The 20,899-nt window shown below is 63.3% G+C and carries 25 protein-coding genes and 1 pseudogene; 18 read left to right on the top strand and 8 right to left on the bottom strand.

All coding sequences use genetic code 11. The features are described from left to right. Positions 1–61 precede the first annotated feature (61 nt). From KWG56_RS14340 to KWG56_RS14330, 3 genes are all read left to right on the top strand, one after another. Positions 62–406, top strand: coding sequence for an ElaB/YgaM/YqjD family protein (locus KWG56_RS14340; protein ID WP_219352646.1), 345 nt, complete (start codon positions 62–64; stop codon positions 404–406). Then, positions 406–816: a hypothetical protein gene (locus KWG56_RS14335; protein ID WP_219352645.1), complete on the top strand. Its 411-nt coding sequence runs from the start codon at positions 406–408 to the stop codon at positions 814–816. The genes KWG56_RS14340 and KWG56_RS14335 overlap by 1 nt, the downstream gene beginning before the upstream one ends. Before the next feature lie 113 nt (positions 817–929). Further along, on the top strand, positions 930–1,106 hold the full coding sequence (locus KWG56_RS14330; protein ID WP_201098739.1) for a DUF1328 domain-containing protein: 177 nt from the start codon (positions 930–932) through the stop codon (positions 1,104–1,106). A gap of 87 nt (positions 1,107–1,193) precedes the next feature. Here KWG56_RS14330 and KWG56_RS14325 read toward each other — a convergent pair whose 3' ends face one another. Both KWG56_RS14325 and KWG56_RS14320 read right to left on the bottom strand, forming a co-directional pair. Beyond that, entirely contained in the window at positions 1,194–2,045 is an 852-nt protein-coding gene (locus tag KWG56_RS14325) for a metallophosphoesterase family protein (RefSeq protein WP_219352644.1), read from the bottom strand. Next, entirely contained in the window at positions 2,045–2,986 is a 942-nt protein-coding gene (locus KWG56_RS14320; RefSeq protein WP_219352643.1) for a diacylglycerol/lipid kinase family protein, read from the bottom strand. The genes KWG56_RS14325 and KWG56_RS14320 overlap by 1 nt, the downstream gene beginning before the upstream one ends. A 246-nt stretch (positions 2,987–3,232) precedes the next feature. Between KWG56_RS14320 and KWG56_RS14315 the strand changes: the two genes are divergently transcribed. The 4 genes from KWG56_RS14315 to KWG56_RS14300 all read left to right on the top strand — a co-directional run bounded on the left by KWG56_RS14315 (position 3,233) and on the right by KWG56_RS14300 (position 7,102). Further along, a complete protein-coding gene (locus KWG56_RS14315; RefSeq protein ID WP_201098751.1) occupies positions 3,233–3,586 on the top strand; it encodes a glycine zipper domain-containing protein in 354 nt (117 codons plus the stop codon). A gap of 117 nt (positions 3,587–3,703) precedes the next feature. Further along, the gene (locus KWG56_RS14310) at positions 3,704–4,144 is read left to right on the top strand and encodes an OmpA family protein (RefSeq protein ID WP_219352642.1); all 441 of its coding nucleotides are present in this window, start codon (positions 3,704–3,706) and stop codon (positions 4,142–4,144) included. A 75-nt stretch (positions 4,145–4,219) separates the two neighbouring features. Beyond that, positions 4,220–6,418, top strand: a complete 2,199-nt coding sequence (locus tag KWG56_RS14305; protein WP_219352641.1) for a protein-disulfide reductase DsbD family protein — start codon at positions 4,220–4,222, stop codon at positions 6,416–6,418. Positions 6,419–6,448: 30 nt separating this feature from the next. Next, entirely contained in the window at positions 6,449–7,102 is a 654-nt protein-coding gene (locus tag KWG56_RS14300; protein ID WP_219352640.1) for a thioredoxin family protein, read from the top strand. Between the two features lie 178 nt (positions 7,103–7,280). On the opposite strand, the gene KWG56_RS14295 is transcribed toward KWG56_RS14300, so the two are convergent. Next, positions 7,281–7,757, bottom strand: a complete 477-nt coding sequence (locus KWG56_RS14295; RefSeq protein WP_219352639.1) for a hypothetical protein — start codon at positions 7,755–7,757, stop codon at positions 7,281–7,283. 100 nt (positions 7,758–7,857) lie between these two features. On the opposite strand from KWG56_RS14295, the gene pgi reads away from it, so the two are divergent. Beyond that, positions 7,858–9,465, top strand: coding sequence for a glucose-6-phosphate isomerase (gene pgi, locus KWG56_RS14290; RefSeq protein WP_219352638.1), 1,608 nt, complete (start codon positions 7,858–7,860; stop codon positions 9,463–9,465). 58 nt (positions 9,466–9,523) lie between these two features. Here the strand turns inward: pgi and KWG56_RS14285 are convergent, their stop codons facing one another. Continuing rightward, positions 9,524–9,985, bottom strand: coding sequence for a hypothetical protein (locus tag KWG56_RS14285; RefSeq protein WP_244999526.1), 462 nt, complete (start codon positions 9,983–9,985; stop codon positions 9,524–9,526). A gap of 347 nt (positions 9,986–10,332) precedes the next feature. On the opposite strand from KWG56_RS14285, the gene groES reads away from it, so the two are divergent. Beyond that, positions 10,333–10,620 carry a co-chaperone GroES gene (gene groES, locus KWG56_RS14280; RefSeq protein WP_123288102.1) on the top strand — a complete coding sequence of 96 codons (288 nt, stop codon included), beginning with the start codon at positions 10,333–10,335 and terminating at the stop codon, positions 10,618–10,620. A 52-nt stretch (positions 10,621–10,672) separates the two neighbouring features. Then, positions 10,673–12,319: a chaperonin GroEL gene (groL, locus tag KWG56_RS14275; RefSeq protein WP_201098785.1), complete on the top strand. Its 1,647-nt coding sequence runs from the start codon at positions 10,673–10,675 to the stop codon at positions 12,317–12,319. 65 nt (positions 12,320–12,384) lie between these two features. Here the strand turns inward: groL and KWG56_RS14270 are convergent, their stop codons facing one another. Then, positions 12,385–13,329, bottom strand: a complete 945-nt coding sequence (locus tag KWG56_RS14270; protein WP_219352637.1) for a LysR substrate-binding domain-containing protein — start codon at positions 13,327–13,329, stop codon at positions 12,385–12,387. 96 nt (positions 13,330–13,425) lie between these two features. Between KWG56_RS14270 and KWG56_RS14265 the strand changes: the two genes are divergently transcribed. After that, positions 13,426–13,593 carry a hypothetical protein gene (locus KWG56_RS14265; protein WP_219352636.1) on the top strand — a complete coding sequence of 56 codons (168 nt, stop codon included), beginning with the start codon at positions 13,426–13,428 and terminating at the stop codon, positions 13,591–13,593. 81 nt (positions 13,594–13,674) lie between these two features. Next, positions 13,675–13,965: pseudogene (locus KWG56_RS14260) on the top strand (acyltransferase family protein); the annotation flags it as partial. Between the two features lie 57 nt (positions 13,966–14,022). Here the strand turns inward: KWG56_RS14260 and KWG56_RS14255 are convergent. Then, positions 14,023–14,790 carry an IS6 family transposase gene (locus KWG56_RS14255; RefSeq protein WP_066521070.1) on the bottom strand — a complete coding sequence of 256 codons (768 nt, stop codon included), beginning with the start codon at positions 14,788–14,790 and terminating at the stop codon, positions 14,023–14,025. A 76-nt stretch (positions 14,791–14,866) separates the two neighbouring features. Here KWG56_RS14255 and KWG56_RS14250 point away from each other — a divergent pair, with 76 nt between their 5' ends. The 6 genes from KWG56_RS14250 (at position 14,867) to KWG56_RS14225 (ending at position 19,233) form a co-directional block, all read left to right on the top strand. Next, positions 14,867–15,229 (top strand): hypothetical protein, encoded by a 363-nt coding sequence (locus KWG56_RS14250; RefSeq protein ID WP_219352635.1) that lies wholly within the window; start codon positions 14,867–14,869, stop codon positions 15,227–15,229. 135 nt (positions 15,230–15,364) lie between these two features. Next, complete coding sequence (locus tag KWG56_RS14245) at positions 15,365–15,997, top strand: type B-3 chloramphenicol O-acetyltransferase CatB3 (RefSeq protein WP_000186237.1); 633 nt, start codon at positions 15,365–15,367, stop codon at positions 15,995–15,997. A gap of 156 nt (positions 15,998–16,153) precedes the next feature. Then, positions 16,154–16,501, top strand: coding sequence for a quaternary ammonium compound efflux SMR transporter QacE delta 1 (locus tag KWG56_RS14240; protein WP_000679427.1), 348 nt, complete (start codon positions 16,154–16,156; stop codon positions 16,499–16,501). Then, complete coding sequence (sul1, locus tag KWG56_RS14235) at positions 16,495–17,334, top strand: sulfonamide-resistant dihydropteroate synthase Sul1 (protein ID WP_000259031.1); 840 nt, start codon at positions 16,495–16,497, stop codon at positions 17,332–17,334. The genes KWG56_RS14240 and sul1 overlap by 7 nt, the downstream gene beginning before the upstream one ends. Positions 17,335–17,461: 127 nt before the next feature. Continuing rightward, complete coding sequence (locus KWG56_RS14230) at positions 17,462–17,962, top strand: GNAT family N-acetyltransferase (protein ID WP_000376623.1); 501 nt, start codon at positions 17,462–17,464, stop codon at positions 17,960–17,962. 506 nt (positions 17,963–18,468) lie between these two features. After that, the gene (locus tag KWG56_RS14225; protein ID WP_001389365.1) at positions 18,469–19,233 is read left to right on the top strand and encodes an IS6-like element IS6100 family transposase; all 765 of its coding nucleotides are present in this window, start codon (positions 18,469–18,471) and stop codon (positions 19,231–19,233) included. A gap of 190 nt (positions 19,234–19,423) precedes the next feature. Here the strand turns inward: KWG56_RS14225 and aph(3')-XV are convergent, their stop codons facing one another. Both aph(3')-XV and KWG56_RS14215 read right to left on the bottom strand, forming a co-directional pair. After that, positions 19,424–20,218: an aminoglycoside O-phosphotransferase APH(3')-XV gene (gene aph(3')-XV / locus KWG56_RS14220; protein WP_033945914.1), complete on the bottom strand. Its 795-nt coding sequence runs from the start codon at positions 20,216–20,218 to the stop codon at positions 19,424–19,426. A 70-nt stretch (positions 20,219–20,288) separates the two neighbouring features. Further along, positions 20,289–20,843 (bottom strand): aminoglycoside N-acetyltransferase AAC(6')-Ib4, encoded by a 555-nt coding sequence (locus KWG56_RS14215; RefSeq protein WP_003159191.1) that lies wholly within the window; start codon positions 20,841–20,843, stop codon positions 20,289–20,291. Between the last annotated feature and the right edge of the window lie 56 nt (positions 20,844–20,899).

The following is a 20,899-nucleotide window of genomic DNA, read 5'->3' as shown; positions in this document are numbered from 1 at the left end:
TGTGGCGTTGGCAGTCGGGCTTCCCTATTCTATTGTAAAGCTTGAAATCGGAGCGCGCATCATGGCCACCACCAAGGCACGAGAAGACATCAAGAACGACCTGAAGACCCTCAAGGAGGATCTGAAGACCGGCGCGCGCGAGGAAACCCAGCGCCTGCGCGAAAAGGCGAGCGAGGCGGAAGCCCGTCTGCGCGCCAAGAGCGACGAAGTGCGCGAACAGGCCCGTGACTATTACGAAAAGGCCCGCGTACAGGGCCGCGAGTATTATGACGACGCCGCCGAGCGTCTGGACGAAGCCCAGCGCTATGTCGTCGAGCGCGTGCAAGAGCGTCCGCTGCAATCCACCGCCATCGCCCTGGGCGTCGGCGTGGTGATCGGCCTGCTGCTCGCCGGCCGTCGTCGCTGATGTTCAAGGGCATCATAAAGCGCCTTGTGGCGGTCAGCGTGGTCGCCGCCAGCCTGTTTCTGGCCGTGGTCTTCCTCGGGCTGGCCATCTTCTATGGGTTGAGCCTGGTGCTGACGCCCTTGGGCGCCGCAGCCGTCACCTTCGGACTGTTCGCGCTTGTGGCCCTGATCACGTCCCTGGTCTTCCTGAAGGGCGATGGGCATGACGACGAGGATGAGGACGACGAACCGGAAGGCCTGGTCGGCAAACTGCTGCATATCGTCCGTGAACGTCCGATCGTCGGCGCGGTCGGCGGACTGGGCGCGGCCTTCCTGCTGCTGCGCAATCCGGCTCTGGCCGCGATCGTCGCCAGCATGGTGGCGGACCGCAAGATCGACAACAGCAACTATGGACGGCGTCGCCGCCGTTAAGGCGGTTTCCGCGCTGTTCTTCGGAACGGCGTTGGCTCGGGAACGTTGATGAAGTGACTGATGACCGGCCCTGGGGCCGCCGTCGGCAACCTTAACACAGGAGAGCTAACGCCATGCTTCGTTGGGCAATTATCTTCCTGGTCGTGGCCTTGGTCGCAGCCGTTCTCGGCTTCGGCGGCATCGCGAACTTCTCGTTCGAGATCGCCAAATTCATCGCTGTGATCGCCATCATCCTGTTCGTCATCGCTCTTGTTGCGGGCGGACTTCGTGGACGCGGTACCAAAATATAGCGGATCGCCGACAAGGCGAAAGACGAAGGGGCCGGAACGCAAGTTCCGGCCCCTTTCCTTTGCGGCATCCTTGAAAATGACAGGCCGTCAGACGACCGCCTTCTCCAGTTCGCCGGGCACGTTGGGGTCGGGCGCGGTGGCGGCCTTTCGCGTGTCCTGGCGGCGCGGCAGGCGCCAGACCTGATGCGAATGATAGGCCGCGCCATCCCAGGCCAGGGCGGTGACGGTGATGGTCGTCGCATCCCAATCGACCTGGTTGAATCCAGGCGGCGAACCGCGCTCACGATGCGACAGGGTTCCGCATCCGACCGCATAGGAGCAGTGGTCGGCCAGCGGGATCGGCATGGCAAAGGGCACATGGACGTGGCCCGTCATGATCAAATCCACCCCCGCCTCAGCGAAGATCAGGGCCGCCTCGTCGCCCCGTTTGACGTCGCCGGTCATCGGCGTTCCGACCATTTCGATCAGGGGATGGTGGCAGGCCAGGATGCGCAGGGCCCCGATCGGGGCCTGGCGCAGAGCCTCGGCCGCGCGCCGGGTCTGGTCCAGGTCGATCACGCCCTTTGACCAGTTGGGGCGGGCCTGGAAACCGCGCGCCGTCACCACGCCGCGCACCATCACTTCGTGTGAAGCGAACTGGCCGTCGTGTGCGGGAAACCCGGTCGCCGTCTCGAACGCCCGCCAGGGATGGAAGACGCGGGCGATGGCGTCCCAATAGGGCACGTCATGATTGCCGACGATGACGAAGCGCGGCTCGGGCATGGCGCGCATCCAGTCGCGCGCCGCCGCAAACTCTGCGGGATAACCCTTTTGCGTGATGTCGCCGGTGATCAGCACCAGATCATTGGGCGTGGCGTGGGCGTAGTCCAGGGCGGCGGCGCAGGCGCGCTTGTGTTCACATCCGAAATGAACGTCGGAGAACTGAAGGATGCGCCCCACTAGAGGCTGCCCTCAGCCGCCGGGGGCAGGGGGGCCAGCGCCTTGAAGGCCTTGGGAATGAAGCGGATCACGGCGTCTGATTTCAACAGGATCGGCTCGCCGTCAATAACGGCGGGAATCTTGGAGCGGGCCCGCACCTCGATCAGCTTGGCGGGCCGGGTCGAGACGGCGGGGTCATGACGCCAGTCGCTGAACAGGGCGGTGGCGGCCAGACGGAAGGCCTGGGACGTGTCCGACGGGTCCATGGCGGCGGCTTCCAGGCCGATTGGATCCTCCATCGCCTTGGAGATCATCGGGCTAATCAGGACCAGGGCCTCGGTGCGGCGTTTCTCGCCGCCGTCCAGCTTGAAGCGCAGACGGCCGGAGAAGGCCCGCTTCAACGCCCGCCGCGCATACTGAACGGCCAGCTTGACCTTGCCGGTTCGAATGGCCTCGCGCGCAGGCGCCCACAGGGCCGGTGAGCCGAGAATGGCGGCGCAATAGAAATATTCGCCCTGCACCTCGCCGCCCGAGACCGGCTGGGACGCGCCTTCCTCCAGCGCCAGCTTCAACGCCGCCTTCCAGTCAGCCGTGCCGTACAGGGCCTTGGGCAGCATGTTCATGGTGCCGCCGGGCAAGGGGGCGATCATCGGCCCATCCGGCTTGGCCTTGGTGGCGACGGAACGGGCGGTGCCGTCACCCGCCAGCACCAGAATGGCGTCCGGCTTGGCCGCGAAGGCGTCATCTATGGACTGCTCGAAGTTTGCGCCGTCCAGCGTCAGCACCGTGGCGTCCAGATCATAGTCGGCCAGGATCGCCTTGGCCTCATCGGCGGCCCGCGGCCCCACGCTGCCGGACAGGGGATTGACCAGCATCACCACACGCTTCAGGGCGACGTGCGGGCTCAGGGCGGGACGGTCGTCCGCGCGTGCGGTCGGATCAGGTGTCAAGGTGTCGCTCATGCGGGACGAACGTCTCTCCGAGATTGCCGTTCCGTCTAAGCTTGGCTTTTAGGACTGATTGTCGCAGAGAAGATTTCAGGTCCGTCGCTCGCTTCGCACGGCGCACCGTTTTTCGCGCAACCTCATGTCCGCCAGCGCATTTCATTAAGATAGTACAGGCTTTTGAACTCGCCTCGTCAGGGAACCGGAGCCATAATCCAGCGTTCCCCCCTTCGGGGCGGACAAACGGGACAAGAGGATTCCACCATGAACAAGGCCATCATCGCGATTGCCGGCGCCGGTCTGCTGGCTTCGGCCTGCGCCAGCGACCCTTACGGCTATAACAACAGCGGCCCGAACCAGGCTGTCCGTCAGGGCGCCGTGGGTGCAGGCCTAGGCGCTGTCGCCGGCGCCATCATCGGCAACAACGTCGGCAGCGGCAATGCAGCCACGGGCGCCCTGCTCGGCGCAGCTGTCGGCGGCGCGGCGGGCGCCATCCGCGGCTCCAGCCAGGACCGCAACAACCAACAGCGCTACCGCGACAACCAAGGCCGCTACTACTACTGCTACGACAACCGTCAGGATGAGTGCTACTGGGATAACGGTCAGCGCCGCTATTGATCGGCCTGTCGATTTCGGCGCTCGCGTCGGAATGACATTCCAGGGGCGGCTCGTCGACGGCGGGCCGCCCTTTTTCGTGAAGGAATCAGGGCCGCGTGATGCGGCAGGGGAGTGGGGATGAATACGGGTTTCAAGGTGGTGATGCTGGCGGGCGTGGTCCTGGCGGCCTGTGCGCCGACGCCGAAAAGGACGACGCTGGTGGTGGGCGAGTCGAGCTGCGCGCCGATCAGCTTCGATGTCTATTTCGTGGAGAATCAGGCGCGGCTGACGGACGCGGCGACCACGGCGATAGACGCCGCCGCCAATCAGATCAGCAACTGCAGCGTCCGCAGCGTGAAAGTCGTGGGGCTGGCCGATAATGTCGGAGCGCCAGAAGCCAACCTGACCCTGTCGCAGCGGCGGGCGCGGGCGGCGGCCATGGCCCTGGTTTCGCGCGGCCTGCCGGCCCCGGCGTTTGACGTGACGGCGGCGGGGGATGCGGGGGCGGTGACGGCCGAGGGGCTGGACGAGCCGCTGCGCCGCCGGGCTTCGGTGGTGATCGACGCCCGTCCGCGTTGACGCGACGCCGCGTCGCCATGGATCGCAGACGCGTAAGGGCTTAAGGCTGGGCGGGTAGCTGACCGGATATTTGTCTTGCGCCTGCCTGCCGTCCTCCTCGCCGCCCTTGCCCTGCTGTCTTTCGCTGTCGCAGCGCCCGAAGGGGCTGCGGCCCAGATCGTCAGCCGAACCGGAGCCCCCGCCGCCGCCGCCGATGTCGCGCCGGGGCCCCGGAAGGCCGACAATATCGAGGCGGAGCTTGTTCCTCTGTCGAGCTGGGCCGCGCCCGGTTCGACGGTGGTGGTCGCGGTTCGTCAGAAGATCGCGCCCGGCTGGCACACCTATTGGCGCAATCCTGGCGATTCCGGCGGTCCGACGACCCTGGACTGGACCCTGCCCGAAGGGGTGAAGGCGGGCGCGATCACCTGGCCCCTGCCGGAACGCCAACGCCTGCTGAGCCTGATCAACTATGGCTATTCCGGCGAGGTCTATCTGCCGGTGACGATCGAGGTTCCGGCCTCGGCCCGGCCGGGAGCCAGCCTGCCGCTGATCGCCGACGCCCTGTTCCTTGTGTGCAGCGACCAGATGTGCGTGCCCGTGCCGATGCAGCTGCGGCTGGACCTGCCGGTGCGCGAGGGAACGCCGCCGCTGGATGCGAAACACGGCGCGGCGGTTCAGGCTGTGCTGGAGGCGGCGCCGCGTCCCGCAGGCATAGACGCCGCCATCTCGCTGTCGCACGGCATCCTGACCCTGAGCGCCACGGGCGGACCTCTGGCGGGCGCCAAGATCGGCCGCGCCCATTTCTTCCCGTTCGAAGGCGGGATCATCGACCATGCCGCCGACCAGACCGGCCAGCGGGGCGCCAACGGCCTGACCCTGTCGCTGGCCCAGGGCGGCGAAATCCGCGCCACAGGGCTGAAGGGTCCGATCTCGGGTGTTCTGGCCACCGACATCGGCGCCTGGGAGATCACCGCCAATCCCGGCCCTGCGCTGGCGGGCGCATCGGGGCAGGGCGCCCTGTCCGGCGAGGCGGACGGGGGCAAGGCTTCATCGGCCCTGGACGCCGCAGCCATTGTTCAGGCGGCCCTGTTCGCCCTGATCGGCGGGCTGATCCTGAACCTGATGCCCTGCGTCTTCCCCATTCTGGCGATGAAGGCCGCGTCCCTGGCCGCCACCGCCCATCAGGCCAGAGAGGCGCGCCGCGACGGCCTGCTGTTCGGTCTGGGCGTGCTGGTCACCTTCCTGATCCTGGCGGGGCTGCTGCTGGCCTTGCGTGCGGGCGGTGAGGCCGTCGGCTGGGGCTTCCAGCTGCAGTCGCCCGCCGTCATCGCGGGTCTGTCCCTGCTGATGCTGGCCGTGGGTCTGAACCTGTCCGGCGTCTTCCAGATCGGCGCAGGTCTGCAGGGTGCGGGTTCGGGGCGTCTGTCGCGGTTGTCGGGCGGAGCGGGAGCCTTCTTCACGGGCGTGCTGGCCGTGGTGGTCGCGGCGCCCTGTACAGCGCCCTTCATGGCGGCGGCGCTGGGAGCGGCCCTGCTGATGCCCTGGCCCGCCGCCCTGCTGGTCTTCTTGATGCTGGGTCTGGGTCTGGCCCTTCCCTATGTGGCGATCAGCTTCTCGCCCGGCCTGCTGCGGCGCTTCCCGCGTCCGGGGCCGTGGATGGACCGGCTCAAGGGCCTGCTGGCTTTCCCCATGTATGGCGCGGCCCTGTGGCTGGCCTGGGTGTTCTCGCGCCAGACCGGAGCCGATGGTCTGGGCCTGTTGCTGATCGCGGGCCTGACGGCGGCGCTGGGCCTGTGGCTGTTCGGCCTGACCCAGACCGAGCGGGCGCATGGCCGCAAAGGCCTGATCGCCGGTCTGGCCGCCATCGTCGTCCTGATCGCGACCCTGGGTCTGGCGGTTCTGGCGGGCGGTTCGCCGGTGGTGGACAGCGCCTCCAGCGAAGGCCGGGCCCTGTCGGCCCAGCCTTGGTCCGCCGAGGCGGTCGAGGCGGCGCAGGCGCAGGGGCGTCCGGTCCTCGTCAACTTCACCGCCGACTGGTGCGTGACCTGCAAGATCAATGAGCGCGCCGCCCTGTCCTCGCCGCGCGTGGCCGAGGCTTTGGAGCAGGCGAACGCCGTCTATCTGGTGGGCGACTGGACCCGCCGCGACGACGCCATCACCTATGAGCTGGAGCGGCGCGGACGCTCGGGCGTGCCGCTGTATCTGATGTATCCAGCGGGCGGCGGAGAGCCGCGCATATTGCCGCAGCTGCTGACGGAAGGCGTGGTGTTAGACTCCCTGAAGTCGGCGCGCTGACGCCGACCCTGAACATGGGGGAGTGTCTGAATGCTACGCCGTCTGTTTGTTGTCGCCGCCTCTGCGGCGTTGTTAGCCGCCTGCCAGCCGCAGGCCTCGGCGCCCGCCGCTGAAAACGCATCCGCGCCCGCTGCGGCTCAAGAGGGGCTGGCCCCCGCCTTCACCCTGGTCGACGCCGACGGGGTTCAGCGTTCGCTGGCCGACTTCCGGGGCAAGACCGTGGTTCTGGAATGGACCAACGAGGGCTGTCCCTATGTCCAGAAACATTACACCGGCGCGATGCAGGCCCTGCAGCGCGAGGCCCAGGCGGATGGGGTGGTCTGGCTGACCATCGTCTCGTCGGCGCCGGGCACCCAAGGTTTTGTCGAGGGCGACGCCGCCCGCGCCTACAAGGCCAAGCACCAGTCGGCCTATGCCCATCTGCTGCTGGACCCGACCGGCGAGGTCGGCAAACTGTATGGCGCCAAGACGACGCCGGACATGCGGGTGATTGACGCCCAGGGGCGCCTGGTCTTCGAAGGCGGCATCGACGACCGCCCGACCAGCAAGGTCGAGGACCTGGAGGGGGCGAACAACTTCGTCCGCGCCGCGCTGGAGGATGTGAAGGCCGAACGCCCGGTCCGCACCGCCTTCGCCCAGCCCTATGGCTGCGCGATCAAATATCCGGAGACGGTGACGGGGTGAAATCGGCGTCTCCCTCCCCCTGCGGGGAGGGTGGTCGAGCCGCAGGCGAGACCGGGTGGGGACGGCCGGGCGACTTGAAGCTGGCTTCGGTCCGCGCCGTATCGCGGCGCCGCCCCCACCCGGCCGCTGCGCGGCCTGCCCTCCCCCGCAGGGGGAGGGAGACATGTCGCCTAGAGCCTCAGACTTCCGGCTGGGGCGGGGCGGTGATGACTTCGACGTTGTCGTTCAGCAGATAGGACAGCTCCGACAGGGCCACGGCGCGCTCGGCGGGGGTGGCTGCGGCCTGGACGGCGGCGATCTTCTTGGGGATGTCCTCGGAGATGCCGCGCAGGATGCATTTCAGATCGCCGTCGGTGCCGCGCTCCTTCAGGATCAGGTGGCCCTGCATATCCAGATCGGCCAAGGCGTCGGCCTGGGTCTTGAAGCCGGTGAAGGCCTGGCTGGTGAAGAAGGCGGCGTCATCGGCGGCCTTGGAGGCGGACCAGCCGTCGACGACGGACTTCAATGCGCCGGAGCGGGCGATGATGTCGGCGAACAGCGGCTCGCCCGCCACCGAGACCGGCGCGCCGACCGCTGCGGGGGGCTGTTCGGCGGCAAGCGCCACAGCAGGATTGGACATCGCCAGGGCGATTGTGAGAGCAAGGCCGCAGGACATGGGCTGACTTCCTGTTTCATCGTCGGCTAGGACGTTGAACGGGTGTAACCCTGAGCCGTAAACGAGAGTTTACCTTCTTCGCTCCCCAGAGGACTGCCTGATGACGCGCGCCGACGCCTGGACGACCTTCGACCGCACCGCAGCCGAGACGGCGCGCACGCGCATTGTCGATCAGTTCGCCGCCGATCCCGACCGTCTGGAGCGGATGTCGGTCGAGGCGGCGGGTCTTTATCTGGACCTGTCGAAACAGAGCTGGACGCGTCAGGCGTTCGACGCCTGCCTCGATCTGGCGCGCGCCAGCGATGTCGAGGGACGGCGCGCGGCCCTGTTCGCGGGCGAGGCGGTCAATCTGACCGAAGGCCGCGCGGTGCTGCATCCGGCCCTGCGCGCGCCGGTCGGGGCGGACTTCCACGCCTTGGGCGAGCCGGTGTCGGCCGAAGTGGACGCCGTGCGGGCCGAGATGAAAACCTATGCCGAGGCTGTGCGGTCGGGCGCTGAGGCCGGGGCCACGGGCAGGCGGTTTGAGGCCATCGTCCATGTGGGCATCGGCGGATCGGATCTGGGGCCGCGCGTGGTCTGGGACGCCCTGCGCCCGCTGGACCCGGCCATCGACCTGAGATTCGTGGCCAATATCGACCCGCGCGACATGGCCGAGGCCCTGACCGGGCTGGATCCCGAGACGACGCTGGTGGTGGTGGTGTCCAAGACCTTCACCACGCAAGAAACCCTGGCCAATGCCGAGGCGGCCAAGGCCTGGCTGGCGGCGGCCCTGCCTGCGGACGGAATGACCAGGCATTTCATCGGCGTGACGGCGGCGCCGGACAAGGCGGCCCAGTTCGGCTGCGGCCGCACATTTGCGTTCCGGGACTGGGTCGGCGGGCGGTATTCGCTGTGGTCGGCGGTCAGCCTGAGCTGCGCCATCGCCCTGGGCTGGGATGTGTTCCAGGGCCTGCTGGACGGCGCGGCGGCGATGGACGACCATTTCGCCTCGGCGCCGCTGGAGAAGAATGCGCCGGTGCTGCTGGCCCTGGCCCAGGTGTTCAATGTCGATGGTCTGAACCGTCCGGCGCGGACGGTTGCGCCCTATGCCCATGCGCTGCGCCGCCTGCCGTCCTTCCTGCAGCAGCTGGAGATGGAATCGAACGGCAAGCGGGTGCATCGCGACGGAACCCCCGTCACGCGCCAGACCTGCCCCGTCGTGTTCGGCGAACCCGGCACCAACGGCCAGCACGCCTTCTTCCAGCAGATCCACCAGGGACCGCAGGTCGTGCCCGCCGAGTTCGTAATCGTGGCCCGCACCTATGAGGACACGCCGGAATCGCCGCTCTGGTCCAACGCCCTGGCCCAGGGGCAGGCCTTGATGGTGGGCAAGTCGACCGAGGCCGCCAAGGCCGAAGGTCTGGCGCAAGGGTTGTCGGAAGAAGAGGCGACCCGGCTTTCGACCCACCGCACCTTCACCGGCGACCGCCCCTCGACCGCCATCGTCATGGCGCGGCTGACGCCCCAGGCGCTGGGCGCGTTGATCGCGCTTTATGAGCACAAGACCTTCGTCGAGGGCGTGATCTGGGACATCAACAGCTTCGACCAGTGGGGCGTCGAACTGGGCAAGGTGCTGGCCAAGGCGATCCTGAAGGACGTCCACGCAGGCGGCCCATCCGCCGATCTGGACCCGTCCACCGCCGCCCTGATGACCCGTCTGATGAACTAGCAACGAAAAAGGGCGCTCCCTGCGGAGCGCCCTTTCTTCATTCTCGACCTGTCGTCGCTTACCAGCGGCGGTCGTAACGGTAGTCGCGGCGGTTGTCGCGGCCATAGTCCCGACGGTCGTAGCGATAGTCGCGGCGGTCGGGGCCGTAGCGGTAGTCGTAGCCGCCGTTGCGGCTGTTGATGCCGTGCTCACGCTCCCAGTGGCCCTGGTTTCGGTAGCACTGGCCGCCGCGGTAGTATTCGCAGTTGGAGCCGCGGTTGGAGGCGACGGCCCCCAGGGCCGCGCCGGCCAGGGCGCCGCCTGCGACATAGCTGCCGTCGCCATTGCCGTAGATGGCCCCGGCGATGCCGCCGATGGCGGCGCCCAGCAGGGCGTTGCGGCCTGTGTCGTCGCGGCCGTTATGGCCGTTGTCGCGATAGTCGCGGTAGCGGCTCTGGGCGTCTGCCGGGCTGGCGGCCATGATGGTGACAGCCATGAGCGGAACGAAGGCGGTGGCGGCGATCTTGCTGATGGTCTTCACGGCGCTGTCTCCTCTGAAACGGTGAACCGGTCGAACACGCTGTTCATGACCGATGGTCTGATCCTCTTTTAAGGGGCGCCGTCTGAACGTGCTGCTGAGGCGTGCGTTCATCTTCAGTTCATCGCCTGAGGGGGCGTCAGGGGATCGCGGGCGCATCAAATCCGCGTCCTGGGCGTCGGGGTGCGGCGGTTTGTTTTCCGCCATTGTCTTGACGGTGTCACCCAGTCCCCCTACTTGCCCGATGCGTTAGCACTCTCGCTGGTCGGCTGCCAAAACGGCGATCGCAAGGGTGCCGCTCACCGTTTCAGAATGCCCCGATTTCGGGGGTTTCATCAGGGAGAAGTCCGATGGCGTTTCGTCCGCTCGGCGACCGCGTGCTGGTCAAGCGCGTTGAAGAAGAATCCAAGACCAAGGGCGGGATCATCATCCCCGACACCGCCAAGGAAAAGCCGCAGGAAGGCGAAGTCGTCTCCGTCGGCCCCGGCGCCCGCGACGACAGCGGCAAGGTCAATGCTCTGGAACTGAAGGCTGGCGACCGCATCCTGTTCGGCAAGTGGTCGGGCACGGAAGTGAAGATCGACGGTGAAGACCTGATCATCATGAAGGAATCCGACGTTCTGGGCGTGCTGTCCTAAGCACCCGCGTCGACGACCTTCTTCAATAAAATCCTAGATAGGAGCAGCCCGCATGGCCGCTAAAATCGTACAGTTCAACACCGACGCGCGCGACAAGATGCTGCGCGGCGTCAACGTCCTGGCCAACGCCGTCAAGGTGACCCTGGGTCCCAAGGGCCGCAACGTGGTGATCCAGAAGTCCTTCGGCGCCCCGCGCTCGACCAAGGACGGCGTTTCGGTCGCCAAAGAGATCGAGCTGGAAGACGCCTTCGAGAACATGGGCGCCCAGATGATCCGCGAAGTCGCTTCGAAGACGAACGACAAGGCGGGCGACGGCACCACCACCGCAACCGTCCTGGCTCAGGCCATCGTGCAAGAGGGCCTGAAGGCCGTCGCCGCCGGCATGAACCCGATGGACCTGAAGCGCGGCATCGACAAGGCTGTCGGCCTGGTGCTGGAAGAGATCAAGTCGAACTCCAAGCCGGTCTCCAACAACTCGGAAATCGCGCAGGTCGGCACCATCTCGGCCAACGGCGACTCGGAAATCGGCGAGCTGATCGCTCAGGCGATGGCCAAGGTCGGCAACGAGGGCGTGATCACCGTCGAAGAAGCCAAGACCGCCGACACCACCGTCGACGTCGTCGAAGGCATGCAGTTCGACCGCGGCTACCTGTCGCCCTACTTCATCACCAACGCAGACAAGATGGAGGCTGTTCTCGAAGAGCCGCTCATCCTGCTGTTCGAGAAGAAGCTGACCTCGCTGCAGGCCATGCTGCCGATCCTGGAAGCCGTGGTGCAGTCGGGCCGTCCTCTGCTGATCATCGCTGAGGACATCGAAGGCGAAGCCCTGGCGACCCTGGTCGTCAACAAGCTGCGCGGCGGCCTGCGCGTCGCCGCCGTCAAGGCTCCGGGCTTCGGCGACCGCCGCAAGGCCATGCTGGAAGACATCGCCATCCTGACGGGCGGCCAGGTCATCTCGGAAGACCTGGGCATCAAGCTTGAGTCGGTCACGCTGGACATGCTCGGCAAGGCCAAGAAGGTCTCGATCACCAAGGAAGACACCACCATCGTCGAAGGCGTTGGCGGCAAGGAAGAGATCGAAGCCCGCGTGGCCCAGATCAAGCGCCAGATCGAAGACACCACGTCCGACTACGACAAGGAAAAGCTGCAGGAACGTCTGGCCAAGCTGGCCGGCGGCGTCGCTGTTCTGCGCGTCGGCGGTTCGACCGAAGTCGAAGTGAAGGAAAAGAAGGATCGCGTCGACGACGCCCTGAACGCCACGCGCGCCGCGGCTGACGAAGGCATCGTTCCCGGCGGCGGCATTGCGCTGCTGAAGGCGTCGAAGATCCTGGCTGACGTCAAGGGCGACAACGCCGACCAGAACGCCGGCATCGCCATCATCCGTCGCGCCCTGCAGGCTCCGATCCGTCAGATCTCGGAAAACGCAGGCGTCGAAGGTTCGATCGTCGTCGGCAAGGTGCTGGAAAACAACGAAGCCTCGTTCGGCTTCAACGCCCAGACCGAAGAATACGGCGATCTGGTCAAGATGGGCGTCATCGACCCCGCCAAGGTCGTCCGCACAGCTCTGCAAGACGCCGCTTCGGTCGCCGGCATCCTGATCACGACGGAAGCTGCTGTCGCTGACGCACCCAAGAAGGGCGGCGGCGCTGCTGCTCCCGACATGGGCGGCATGGGCGGCATGGGCGGCATGGACTTCTAAGTCCAAGCCAACCGTTGCTGAAGTGCAGAAGGGCGGGGCCGCAAGGCTCCGCCCTTTTTGTTTGTTCAGCCGCCCGCTTCACCGATCTCGCGCCCGGCCAGACGGACGCCTTCGACCACGCGGGGGTCGTCGCGGGCGGTGTCCAGAATCCAGTCGCGGAAGCGGGCGATCTTGGGCTGAAGGCGGCGGCCGGGCGGGTAGCAGACCCAGTAACCCTCGGCCAGGGCGATGGTCTGGGTGAGGGGGCGCGCCAGAAGGCCCTGCTCGATTTCGCGCGCATAGAGAATGGGCGACCCCAGGGCGACGCCCTGATCGCCCATGGCGGCGGCGACCTCCATCGCCTGATTGTCGGCGGTCAGGCGGGGCGGAGCGGCGGTGTCGGCGGGCGCGACCCCGGCGGCGGCGAACCAGGCGGTCCATTCCGTCGGTTCGCCGATCAGATGGGCGTGTTTGAGGTCTTCAGGCCGCGTCAGCTTCAGCCGGTCGCGCATGGCGGGGGTGCACAGGGGGGTGAAGACGCCCGGCATCAGGAAGCGGCTCTCCAGCCCCGGCCAGCGGCCTGAACCGAATCGGATCGCCAGATCCAGCCCGTCGCCGCCCAGGGTGGACAGGGTGGCGCTGGTGTCGACCCGCACCGCCAGATCGGGATTGGCCAGCTGGAAGCCGCCCAGCCGCGTCGCCAGCCACTGGGTCGCCATGGTCTGCAGGGTGGTGATGGCCAGCACGCCCTGATCGGCGTCAGTGACCTCCGTCACCGCGCGGCGCAGCAGGCTGATGGCCTCGGTCGCCGCCGAGCCCAGCCGTTCGCCCTCCGGCGTCAGGGCCACCTGACGGGCGCCGCGCACGAACAGGGCGCGGCCCAGCCGCTCCTCCAGATCGCGGATGCGCCAGCTGACGGCGGCCTGGGTCATGCCCAGGGCCTCGGCGGCGCGGGTGAAGCTGAGCAGGCGCGCCGCCGCCTCGAACACGCGCAGGGCGTCCAGGGGAATGCGGGAAAGACTGTCTGACATAGGCTGGCCTTATGTGTCGCCGCCATGGTCTCGTTTGTCAGACCTCCGCGTCAAGCCCAATATGGCGACAGGAAAGGAGATCAAGCCATGGAAGAAATGCACCGCACACATAAGGAACCCGTGTGGGGATGGGTGGACGAGATCGCCCTGATCGCCCGCACGATCCAGCGTCGCCAGCCGTGCCGCCGGATGCGCCCCTTGCCGATCCCCATGGAGGTGCCGCAAGCGGGGCTCGGACGGGTCGAATGTCCCGTCCGCCGCTGATCTGAAGGCCGGAGGCTCGCCTCAGGCACAACCTTTGCGCGCCTTCACGGTTCGAAAAGGCTGTCGTGCCAAGGTGAGACCATGACCCCCGTCCAGACACCTGCTGATCTTCGCCCCATCACAGCCCTGCGCTTCGGCGCGGCGATCTGGGTGGCCATCTACACCTTCTGGGAAAACCTGGCGGGCGCCGGGCGGTCCGGCCTGGTGGACAAGGGCTATCTGGGGGTCGAACTGTTCTTCGTCCTGTCCGGCTTCATCCTCAGCCACGTCTATCTGCAGGCGGCGGGCGAGAAGCAGTTCTCGTATCGCGGCTTCCTGTGGGCGCGGATCGCGCGGGTCTATCCGCTGCATCTGGCGACCCTGATCGGGCTCTGTTGCAAACTGTGATGACGGGCGCAGTTCGTCTCATGGCTGTTCGAGCGGTGCCCATTAGGCTGCTTCAAGTTCCATCCGTTTGCCGATGAGTTGAATGGCTTCGGTGAGGGCGCAAGCGCCGAGGCCGAAGGCACGCTCGACCAGCCGCGCCTCGCCGCAAATGTCGCGGGTGAGATTGAAGGCAGCTGCCTGTCCCTTGCGCAGGGCCCGCATCACCTCGAAGCCTTTGATCGTCGCATACGCCGTCTTCAGTGTCTTGAAACCCCGCACCGGCCGGATCAGCTGCTTCAGCTTGCCATGGTCAGCCTCAACGACGTTGTTCAGATACTTCACCTGGCGATGCTGGGTATCCTTGGGACATTTGCCTTCCGCTTTCAGTTCAGCAATGGCGGCGGTGTAGGTCGGCGCCTTATCGGTATTGATGATCTCGGGTTTCTCCCAGTCCTTCAACCCGCCCAGCGCCTTGCCCAGGAAACGCTTCGCAGCCTTCGTATTCCGCGTTGGCGAGAGATAAAAATCGATCGTGTTCCCGTCCTTGTCGACCGCGCGATACAGATACGTCCAGGCACCACGAACCTTGATATAGGTCTCATCGACCCGCCAACTCGTCGAGGCAGGGCGGCGCCATTGCCAGCGCAGCCGCTTCTCGATCTCCGGGGCGTATCTCTGAACCCAGCGGTAGATCGTGGAATGGTCAACATTCACGCCACGTTCGCCCATCATCTGCTCAAGATCCCGGTAGCTGATGCCATACCGGCAGTACCATCGCACCGCCCAAAGCACGATCTCACCCTCAAAATGCCGCCCTTTGAACCCTGACATCGCGCCACCCTCACTCTCGGCAAGACAGATCACCGAAAATCGGATCAGTTTGCAACAGAGCCGGAAATGGCGCCACTTGAAATCCGTCATCGTTCCGTCCGTCCAATCTCCGCCAAGCATGCTCAAGCTTCACGATTTTTGCAACAGAGCCCATCAATGCAACACTGAAAATCTACCAACAAGCTTAAGATGCATTCAATGTGGTGCAAACTTAGTTGGCACATCAATTAGCAGCCCGACTGAGTTTAAAAAAAAGCATGCCCAACATGATGCTGTTTTCCTTGGAAGACTGTATGCATTAGGTTTTAGTCTGGCGTTTTTATTTATCGCGTTTGTTGTTATTCCAAACATTGGAAGCAATCCACCACTGGTTGTTGCTGGCACATGGGCTTGTGGATTAATTGGCAGAGCTATCGGAAGAAAATCTTCCGGCCTTTAATTTAATCACTGTCTATTTTCCAATAAAAGGCAACCCTCTAACCCTTCAATCAACAGGGACAGTCCAAAGCTAGCGCTTTGTCCTGCCCCTTATTTCAAACGTTAGACGGCAAAGTCACAGACCGCGGGATCTCTTATGACCAACTACTTTGATAGCCCCTTCAAAGGCAAGCTGCTTTCTGAGCAAGTGAAGAACCCCAATATCAAAGTTGGGCGGTACAGCTATTACTCTGGCTACTATCATGGGCACTCATTCGATGACTGCGCACGGTATCTGTTTCCGGACCGTGATGACGTTGATAAGTTGATCATCGGTAGTTTCTGCTCTATCGGGAGTGGGGCTTCCTTTATCATGGCTGGCAATCAGGGGCATCGGTACGACTGGGCATCATCTTTCCCGTTCTTTTATATGCAGGAAGAACCTGCATTCTCAAGCGCACTCGATGCCTTCCAAAAAGCAGGTAATACTGTCATTGGCAATGACGTTTGGATCGGCTCTGAGGCAATGGTCATGCCCGGAATCAAGATCGGGCACGGTGCGGTGATAGGCAGCCGCTCGTTGGTGACAAAAGATGTGGAGCCTTACGCTATCGTTGGCGGAAATCCCGCTAAGAAGATTAAGAAACGCTTCACCGATGAGGAAATTTCATTGCTTCTGGAGATGGAGTGGTGGAATTGGTCACTGGAGAAGATCAAAGCGGCAATGCCCATGCTGTGCTCGTCTAATATTGTTGGCCTGCACAAGTATTGGCTCGAGTTTGCCGTCTAACAATTCAATCAAGCCGATGCCGCTTCGCGGCACGGCTTATTTCAGGCGTTAGATGCACTAAGCACATAATTGCTCACAGCCAAACTATCAGGTCAAGTCTGCTTTTATTATTTTTAAGCGTGCATAATAAGCCCTACACAAATTGGGAGATATATCATGAAAGGCTGGCTTTTTCTTGTTATCGCAATAGTTGGCGAAGTAATCGCAACATCCGCATTAAAATCTAGCGAGGGCTTTACTAAGCTTGCCCCTTCCGCCGTTGTCATAATCGGTTATGGCATCGCATTTTATTTTCTTTCTCTGGTTCTGAAATCCATCCCTGTCGGTGTTGCTTATGCAGTCTGGTCGGGACTCGGCGTCGTCATAATTACAGCCATTGCCTGGTTGCTTCATGGGCAAAAGCTTGATGCGTGGGGCTTTGTAGGTATGGGGCTCATAATTGCTGCCTTTTTGCTCGCCCGATCCCCATCGTGGAAGTCGCTGCGGAGGCCGACGCCATGGTGACGGTGTTCGGCATTCTGAATCTCACCGAGGACTCCTTCTTCGATGAGAGCCGGCGGCTAGACCCCGCCGGCGCTGTCACCGCGGCGATCGAAATGCTGCGAGTCGGATCAGACGTCGTGGATGTCGGACCGGCCGCCAGCCATCCGGACGCGAGGCCTGTATCGCCGGCCGATGAGATCAGACGTATTGCGCCGCTCTTAGACGCCCTGTCCGATCAGATGCACCGTGTTTCAATCGACAGCTTCCAACCGGAAACCCAGCGCTATGCGCTCAAGCGCGGCGTGGGCTACCTGAACGATATCCAAGGATTTCCTGACCCTGCGCTCTATCCCGATATTGCTGAGGCGGACTGCAGGCTGGTGGTTATGCACTCAGCGCAGCGGGATGGCATCGCCACCCGCACCGGTCACCTTCGACCCGAAGACGCGCTCGACGAGATTGTGCGGTTCTTCGAGGCGCGGGTTTCCGCCTTGCGACGGAGCGGGGTCGCTGCCGACCGGCTCATCCTCGATCCGGGGATGGGATTTTTCTTGAGCCCCGCACCGGAAACATCGCTGCACGTGCTGTCGAACCTTCAAAAGCTGAAGTCGGCGTTGGGGCTTCCGCTATTGGTCTCGGTGTCGCGGAAATCCTTCTTGGGCGCCACCGTTGGCCTTCCTGTAAAGGATCTGGGTCCAGCGAGCCTTGCGGCGGAACTTCACGCGATCGGCAATGGCGCTGACTACGTCCGCACCCACGCGCCTGGAGATCTGCGAAGCGCAATCACCTTCTCGGAAACCCTCGCGAAATTTCGCAGTCGCGACGCCAGAGACCGAGGGTTAGATCATGCCTAGCATTCACCTTCCGGCCGCCCGCTAGCGGACCCTGGTCAGGTTCCGCGAAGGTGGGCGCAGACATGCTGGGCTCGTCAGGATCAAACTGCACTATGAGGCGGCGGTTCATACCGCGCCAGGGGAGCGAATGGACAGCGAGGAGCCTCCGAACGTTCGGGTCGCCTGCTCGGGTGATATCGACGAGGTTGTGCGGCTGATGCACGACGCTGCGGCGTGGATGTCCGCCAAGGGAACGCCCGCCTGGGACGTCGCGCGGATCGACCGGACATTCGCGGAGACCTTCGTCCTGAGATCCGAGCTCCTAGTCGCGAGTTGCAGCGACGGCATCGTCGGCTGTTGCACCTTGTCGGCCGAGGATCCCGAGTTCTGGCCCGACGCCCTCAAGGGGGAGGCCGCATATCTGCACAAGCTCGCGGTGCGACGGACACATGCGGGCCGGGGTGTCAGCTCCGCGCTGATCGAGGCTTGCCGCCATGCCGCGCGAACGCAGGGGTGCGCCAAGCTGCGGCTCGACTGCCACCCGAACCTGCGTGGCCTATACGAGCGGCTCGGATTCACCCACGTCGACACTTTCAATCCCGGCTGGGATCCAACCTTCATCGCAGAACGCCTAGAACTCGAAATCTAACGTCCGTTCGGGCATCGAGGTCCATGTCGGGGTGGGACGGGCCCGTGGCTTCAAGATCACTTGCAGTCCGACCGCGATGTCTTGGTTGCGCGAGAGGTTGTCGATATCCTCCACTTCCATCATCAACCCTGGATAATGCCGCCGCCGTCATCGCCGCCGACGCCCGTGCCGGGCTTTTCGGGCCTGTCAGGCTTGCTCGGCCTTCAGCCTGCCTGGGCGAGATCTCCGGCGGACGGATTAACGGCGGAGCTTCGCCGCCTTTCGTGCGTGTGAAGGCCGAAGATAGTTCTCTCAAAAACATCCGTTTATGAGAGATACCAAATGTCATTTTCAGAAGACGACTGCACCAGTTGATTGGGCGTAATGGCTGTTGTGCAGCCAGCTCCTGACAGTTCAATATCAGAAGTGATCTGCACCAATCTCGACTATGCTCAATACTCGTGTGGGCTCTGTTGCAAAAATCGTGAAGCTTGAGCATGCTTGGCGGAGATTGGACGGACGGAACGATGACGGATTTCAAGTGGCGCCATTTCCAGGGTGATGTGATCCTGTGGGCGGTGCGCTGGTATTGTCGCTATCCGATCAGCTATCGCGACCTTGAGGAAATGCTGGCGGAACGCGGCATTTCGGTCGACCATACGACGATCTATCGCTGGGTCCAGTGCTACGCCCCGGAGATGGAGAAGCGGCTGCGCTGGTTCTGGCGGCGTGGCTTTGATCCGAGCTGGCGCCTGGATGAAACCTACGTCAAGGTGCGGGGCAAGTGGACCTACCTGTACCGGGCAGTCGACAAGCGGGGCGACACGATCGATTTCTACCTGTCGCCGACCCGCAGCGCCAAGGCAGCGAAGCGGTTCCTGGGCAAGGCCCTGCGAGGCCTGAAGCACTGGGAAAAGCCTGCCACGCTCAATACCGACAAAGCGCCGAGCTATGGTGCAGCGATCACCGAATTGAAGCGCGAAGGAAAGCTGGACCGGGAGACGGCCCACCGGCAGGTGAAGTATCTCAATAACGTGATCGAGGCCGATCACGGAAAGCTCAAGATACTGATCAAGCCGGTGCGCGGTTTCAAATCGATCCCCACGGCCTATGCCACGATCAAGGGATTCGAAGTCATGCGAGCCCTGCGCAAAGGACAGGCTCGCCCCTGGTGCCTGCAGCCCGGCATCAGGGGCGAGGTGCGCCTTGTGGAGAGAGCTTTTGGCATTGGGCCCTCGGCGCTGACGGAGGCCATGGGCATGCTCAACCACCATTTCGCAGCAGCCGCCTGATCGGCGCAGAGCGACAGCCTACCTCTGACTGCCGCCAATCTTTGCAACAGAGCCCATTGATGACAGTACATGCAATCCTCTAACGCCTGAGTTAAGCCGGAGCGCTTTGCGGCCGCGGCGTTGTGACAATTTACAGAACAACTCCGCGGCCGCGAAGCGATCTCGGCTTGAACGAATTGTTAGACCGCGCTTAGAAGAACTCATCCAAGATCCGGTAGTACTCAATCTTAGCTATGTTCGGATTTGGCTCTCCATACTCGATGAAGAACTGGTTAGTGAGTTCTGGTCCAAATACCGCGTCAATGTTTCTCGATGCAAGCGCCAGGTCTTGATACTTATCGGCAAGCCCGACCCGACCGCAGTCTATGAAGCCGACGAAGGCATTACCTTGGAAGATGAAGTTCTCGGGACAGGCGTCGCCATGTGTGACTACCAGCTGCTCCGCTCCAGGCATTTGTATAAAAAGTTGCTCGTAAACATCCCGCGCCAGCATGCCTTGCCTTGCGTGATCAAAGTCCTCCTCATCAACTAACCCGGCTTCCAAACGGCCCGAAGCCAGCTTCAGTCGCAGGTGGAGCCTTTCGTCGAATGGGCAATCGTCAGGCGAGATCGAATGGAGGTCGCGTAACGCTCGTGCCATCTCTGCTACAACAATAACTGGATCTGCATCTGCGGCGTCAGCGGCATTGTGGCCAATCAATGCTTTTGTCAACAGGATGGTGACAGTTGAAGTCGAGACATATGAGATCACTTCCGGTACGAGAGCTCGTGTTCTGAGCCATCTAGTGCGCTGATGCTCTTGAAGAATTTCTTGAGCAGAAGATCCGGAGGCGTACTTTAGATACGCGGTATTGCGATCAGGAAATAGAACTCGAATCACTCGAGCATCTGACTGACCACACTCAACTTCTTCAAAAGTGCATTCATCCAACAAGGGTGAAAGCAAATTCTTTAGTTCAGATACTTCGTCGAGGGCGACTGTCATAGCGGTCTAACGTTTGACATGAGGGGCGGCCAAGGGCGCCAGCCCTTGGACGTCCCCCTCGATGGAAGGGTTAGGCATCACTGCGTGTTCGCTCGAATGCCTGGCGTGTTTGAACCATGTACACGGCTGGACCATCTGGGGTGGTTACGGTACCTTGCCTCTCAAACCCCGCTTTCTCGTAGCATCGGATCGCTCGCAAGTTGCTCGGCGACGGGTCCGTTTGGATCTTGGTGACCTCGGGATCATTGAACAGCAACTCAACCAGAGCTCGAACCAACTTGGTTCCCAAGCCTTTGCCCAGTTGTGATGCATTCGCCAGTGACTGGTCTATTCCGCGTACTCCTGGATCGGTTTCTTCTTCCCACCATCCGTCCCCGCTTCCAAGAGCAACGTACGACTGGGCATACCCAATCGGCTCTCCATTCAGCATTGCAATGTATGGAGTGACGGACTCTTGCGCTAAAACGCTTGGCAAGTACTGTTCCTGTACGTCAGCAAGTGTCGGGCGTGCTTCTTCTCCGCCCCACCACTCGACGATATGAGATCGATTTAGCCACTCATAGAGCATCGCAAGGTCATGCTCAGTCATGAGGCGCAGTGTGACGGAATCGTTGCTGTTGGTCACGATGCTGTACTTTGTGATGCCTAACGTTTGACATGAGGGGCGGCCAAGGGCGCCAG

Source organism: Brevundimonas nasdae (genome assembly GCF_019395145.1).
In the GTDB taxonomy this organism is placed as follows: domain Bacteria; phylum Pseudomonadota; class Alphaproteobacteria; order Caulobacterales; family Caulobacteraceae; genus Brevundimonas; species Brevundimonas nasdae.
This window is presented reverse-complemented; position numbering and strand designations above follow the sequence as displayed.

Bases quoted from the DNA above. Each gene is read 5' to 3' on its own strand.
- KWG56_RS14340 (WP_219352646.1), top strand. From the start codon at position 62: ATGGCCACCACCAAGGCACGAGAAGACATCAAGAACGACCTGAAGACC.
- KWG56_RS14335 (WP_219352645.1), top strand. From the start codon at position 406: ATGTTCAAGGGCATCATAAAGCGCCTTGTGGCGGTCAGCGTGGTCGCC.
- KWG56_RS14330 (WP_201098739.1), top strand. From the start codon at position 930: ATGCTTCGTTGGGCAATTATCTTCCTGGTCGTGGCCTTGGTCGCAGCC.
- KWG56_RS14320 (WP_219352643.1), bottom strand. From the start codon at position 2,986: ATGAGCGACACCTTGACACCTGATCCGACCGCACGCGCGGACGACCGT.
- KWG56_RS14315 (WP_201098751.1), top strand. From the start codon at position 3,233: ATGAACAAGGCCATCATCGCGATTGCCGGCGCCGGTCTGCTGGCTTCG.
- KWG56_RS14310 (WP_219352642.1), top strand. From the start codon at position 3,704: ATGAATACGGGTTTCAAGGTGGTGATGCTGGCGGGCGTGGTCCTGGCG.
- KWG56_RS14300 (WP_219352640.1), top strand. From the start codon at position 6,449: ATGCTACGCCGTCTGTTTGTTGTCGCCGCCTCTGCGGCGTTGTTAGCC.
- KWG56_RS14295 (WP_219352639.1), bottom strand. From the start codon at position 7,757: ATGTCCTGCGGCCTTGCTCTCACAATCGCCCTGGCGATGTCCAATCCT.
- pgi (WP_219352638.1), top strand. From the start codon at position 7,858: ATGACGCGCGCCGACGCCTGGACGACCTTCGACCGCACCGCAGCCGAG.
- groES (WP_123288102.1), top strand. From the start codon at position 10,333: ATGGCGTTTCGTCCGCTCGGCGACCGCGTGCTGGTCAAGCGCGTTGAA.
- groL (WP_201098785.1), top strand. From the start codon at position 10,673: ATGGCCGCTAAAATCGTACAGTTCAACACCGACGCGCGCGACAAGATG.
- KWG56_RS14270 (WP_219352637.1), bottom strand. From the start codon at position 13,329: ATGTCAGACAGTCTTTCCCGCATTCCCCTGGACGCCCTGCGCGTGTTC.
- KWG56_RS14265 (WP_219352636.1), top strand. From the start codon at position 13,426: ATGCACCGCACACATAAGGAACCCGTGTGGGGATGGGTGGACGAGATC.
- KWG56_RS14255 (WP_066521070.1), bottom strand. From the start codon at position 14,790: ATGTCAGGGTTCAAAGGGCGGCATTTTGAGGGTGAGATCGTGCTTTGG.
- KWG56_RS14245 (WP_000186237.1), top strand. From the start codon at position 15,365: ATGACCAACTACTTTGATAGCCCCTTCAAAGGCAAGCTGCTTTCTGAG.
- KWG56_RS14240 (WP_000679427.1), top strand. From the start codon at position 16,154: ATGAAAGGCTGGCTTTTTCTTGTTATCGCAATAGTTGGCGAAGTAATC.
- sul1 (WP_000259031.1), top strand. From the start codon at position 16,495: ATGGTGACGGTGTTCGGCATTCTGAATCTCACCGAGGACTCCTTCTTC.
- KWG56_RS14230 (WP_000376623.1), top strand. From the start codon at position 17,462: ATGGACAGCGAGGAGCCTCCGAACGTTCGGGTCGCCTGCTCGGGTGAT.
- KWG56_RS14225 (WP_001389365.1), top strand. From the start codon at position 18,469: ATGACGGATTTCAAGTGGCGCCATTTCCAGGGTGATGTGATCCTGTGG.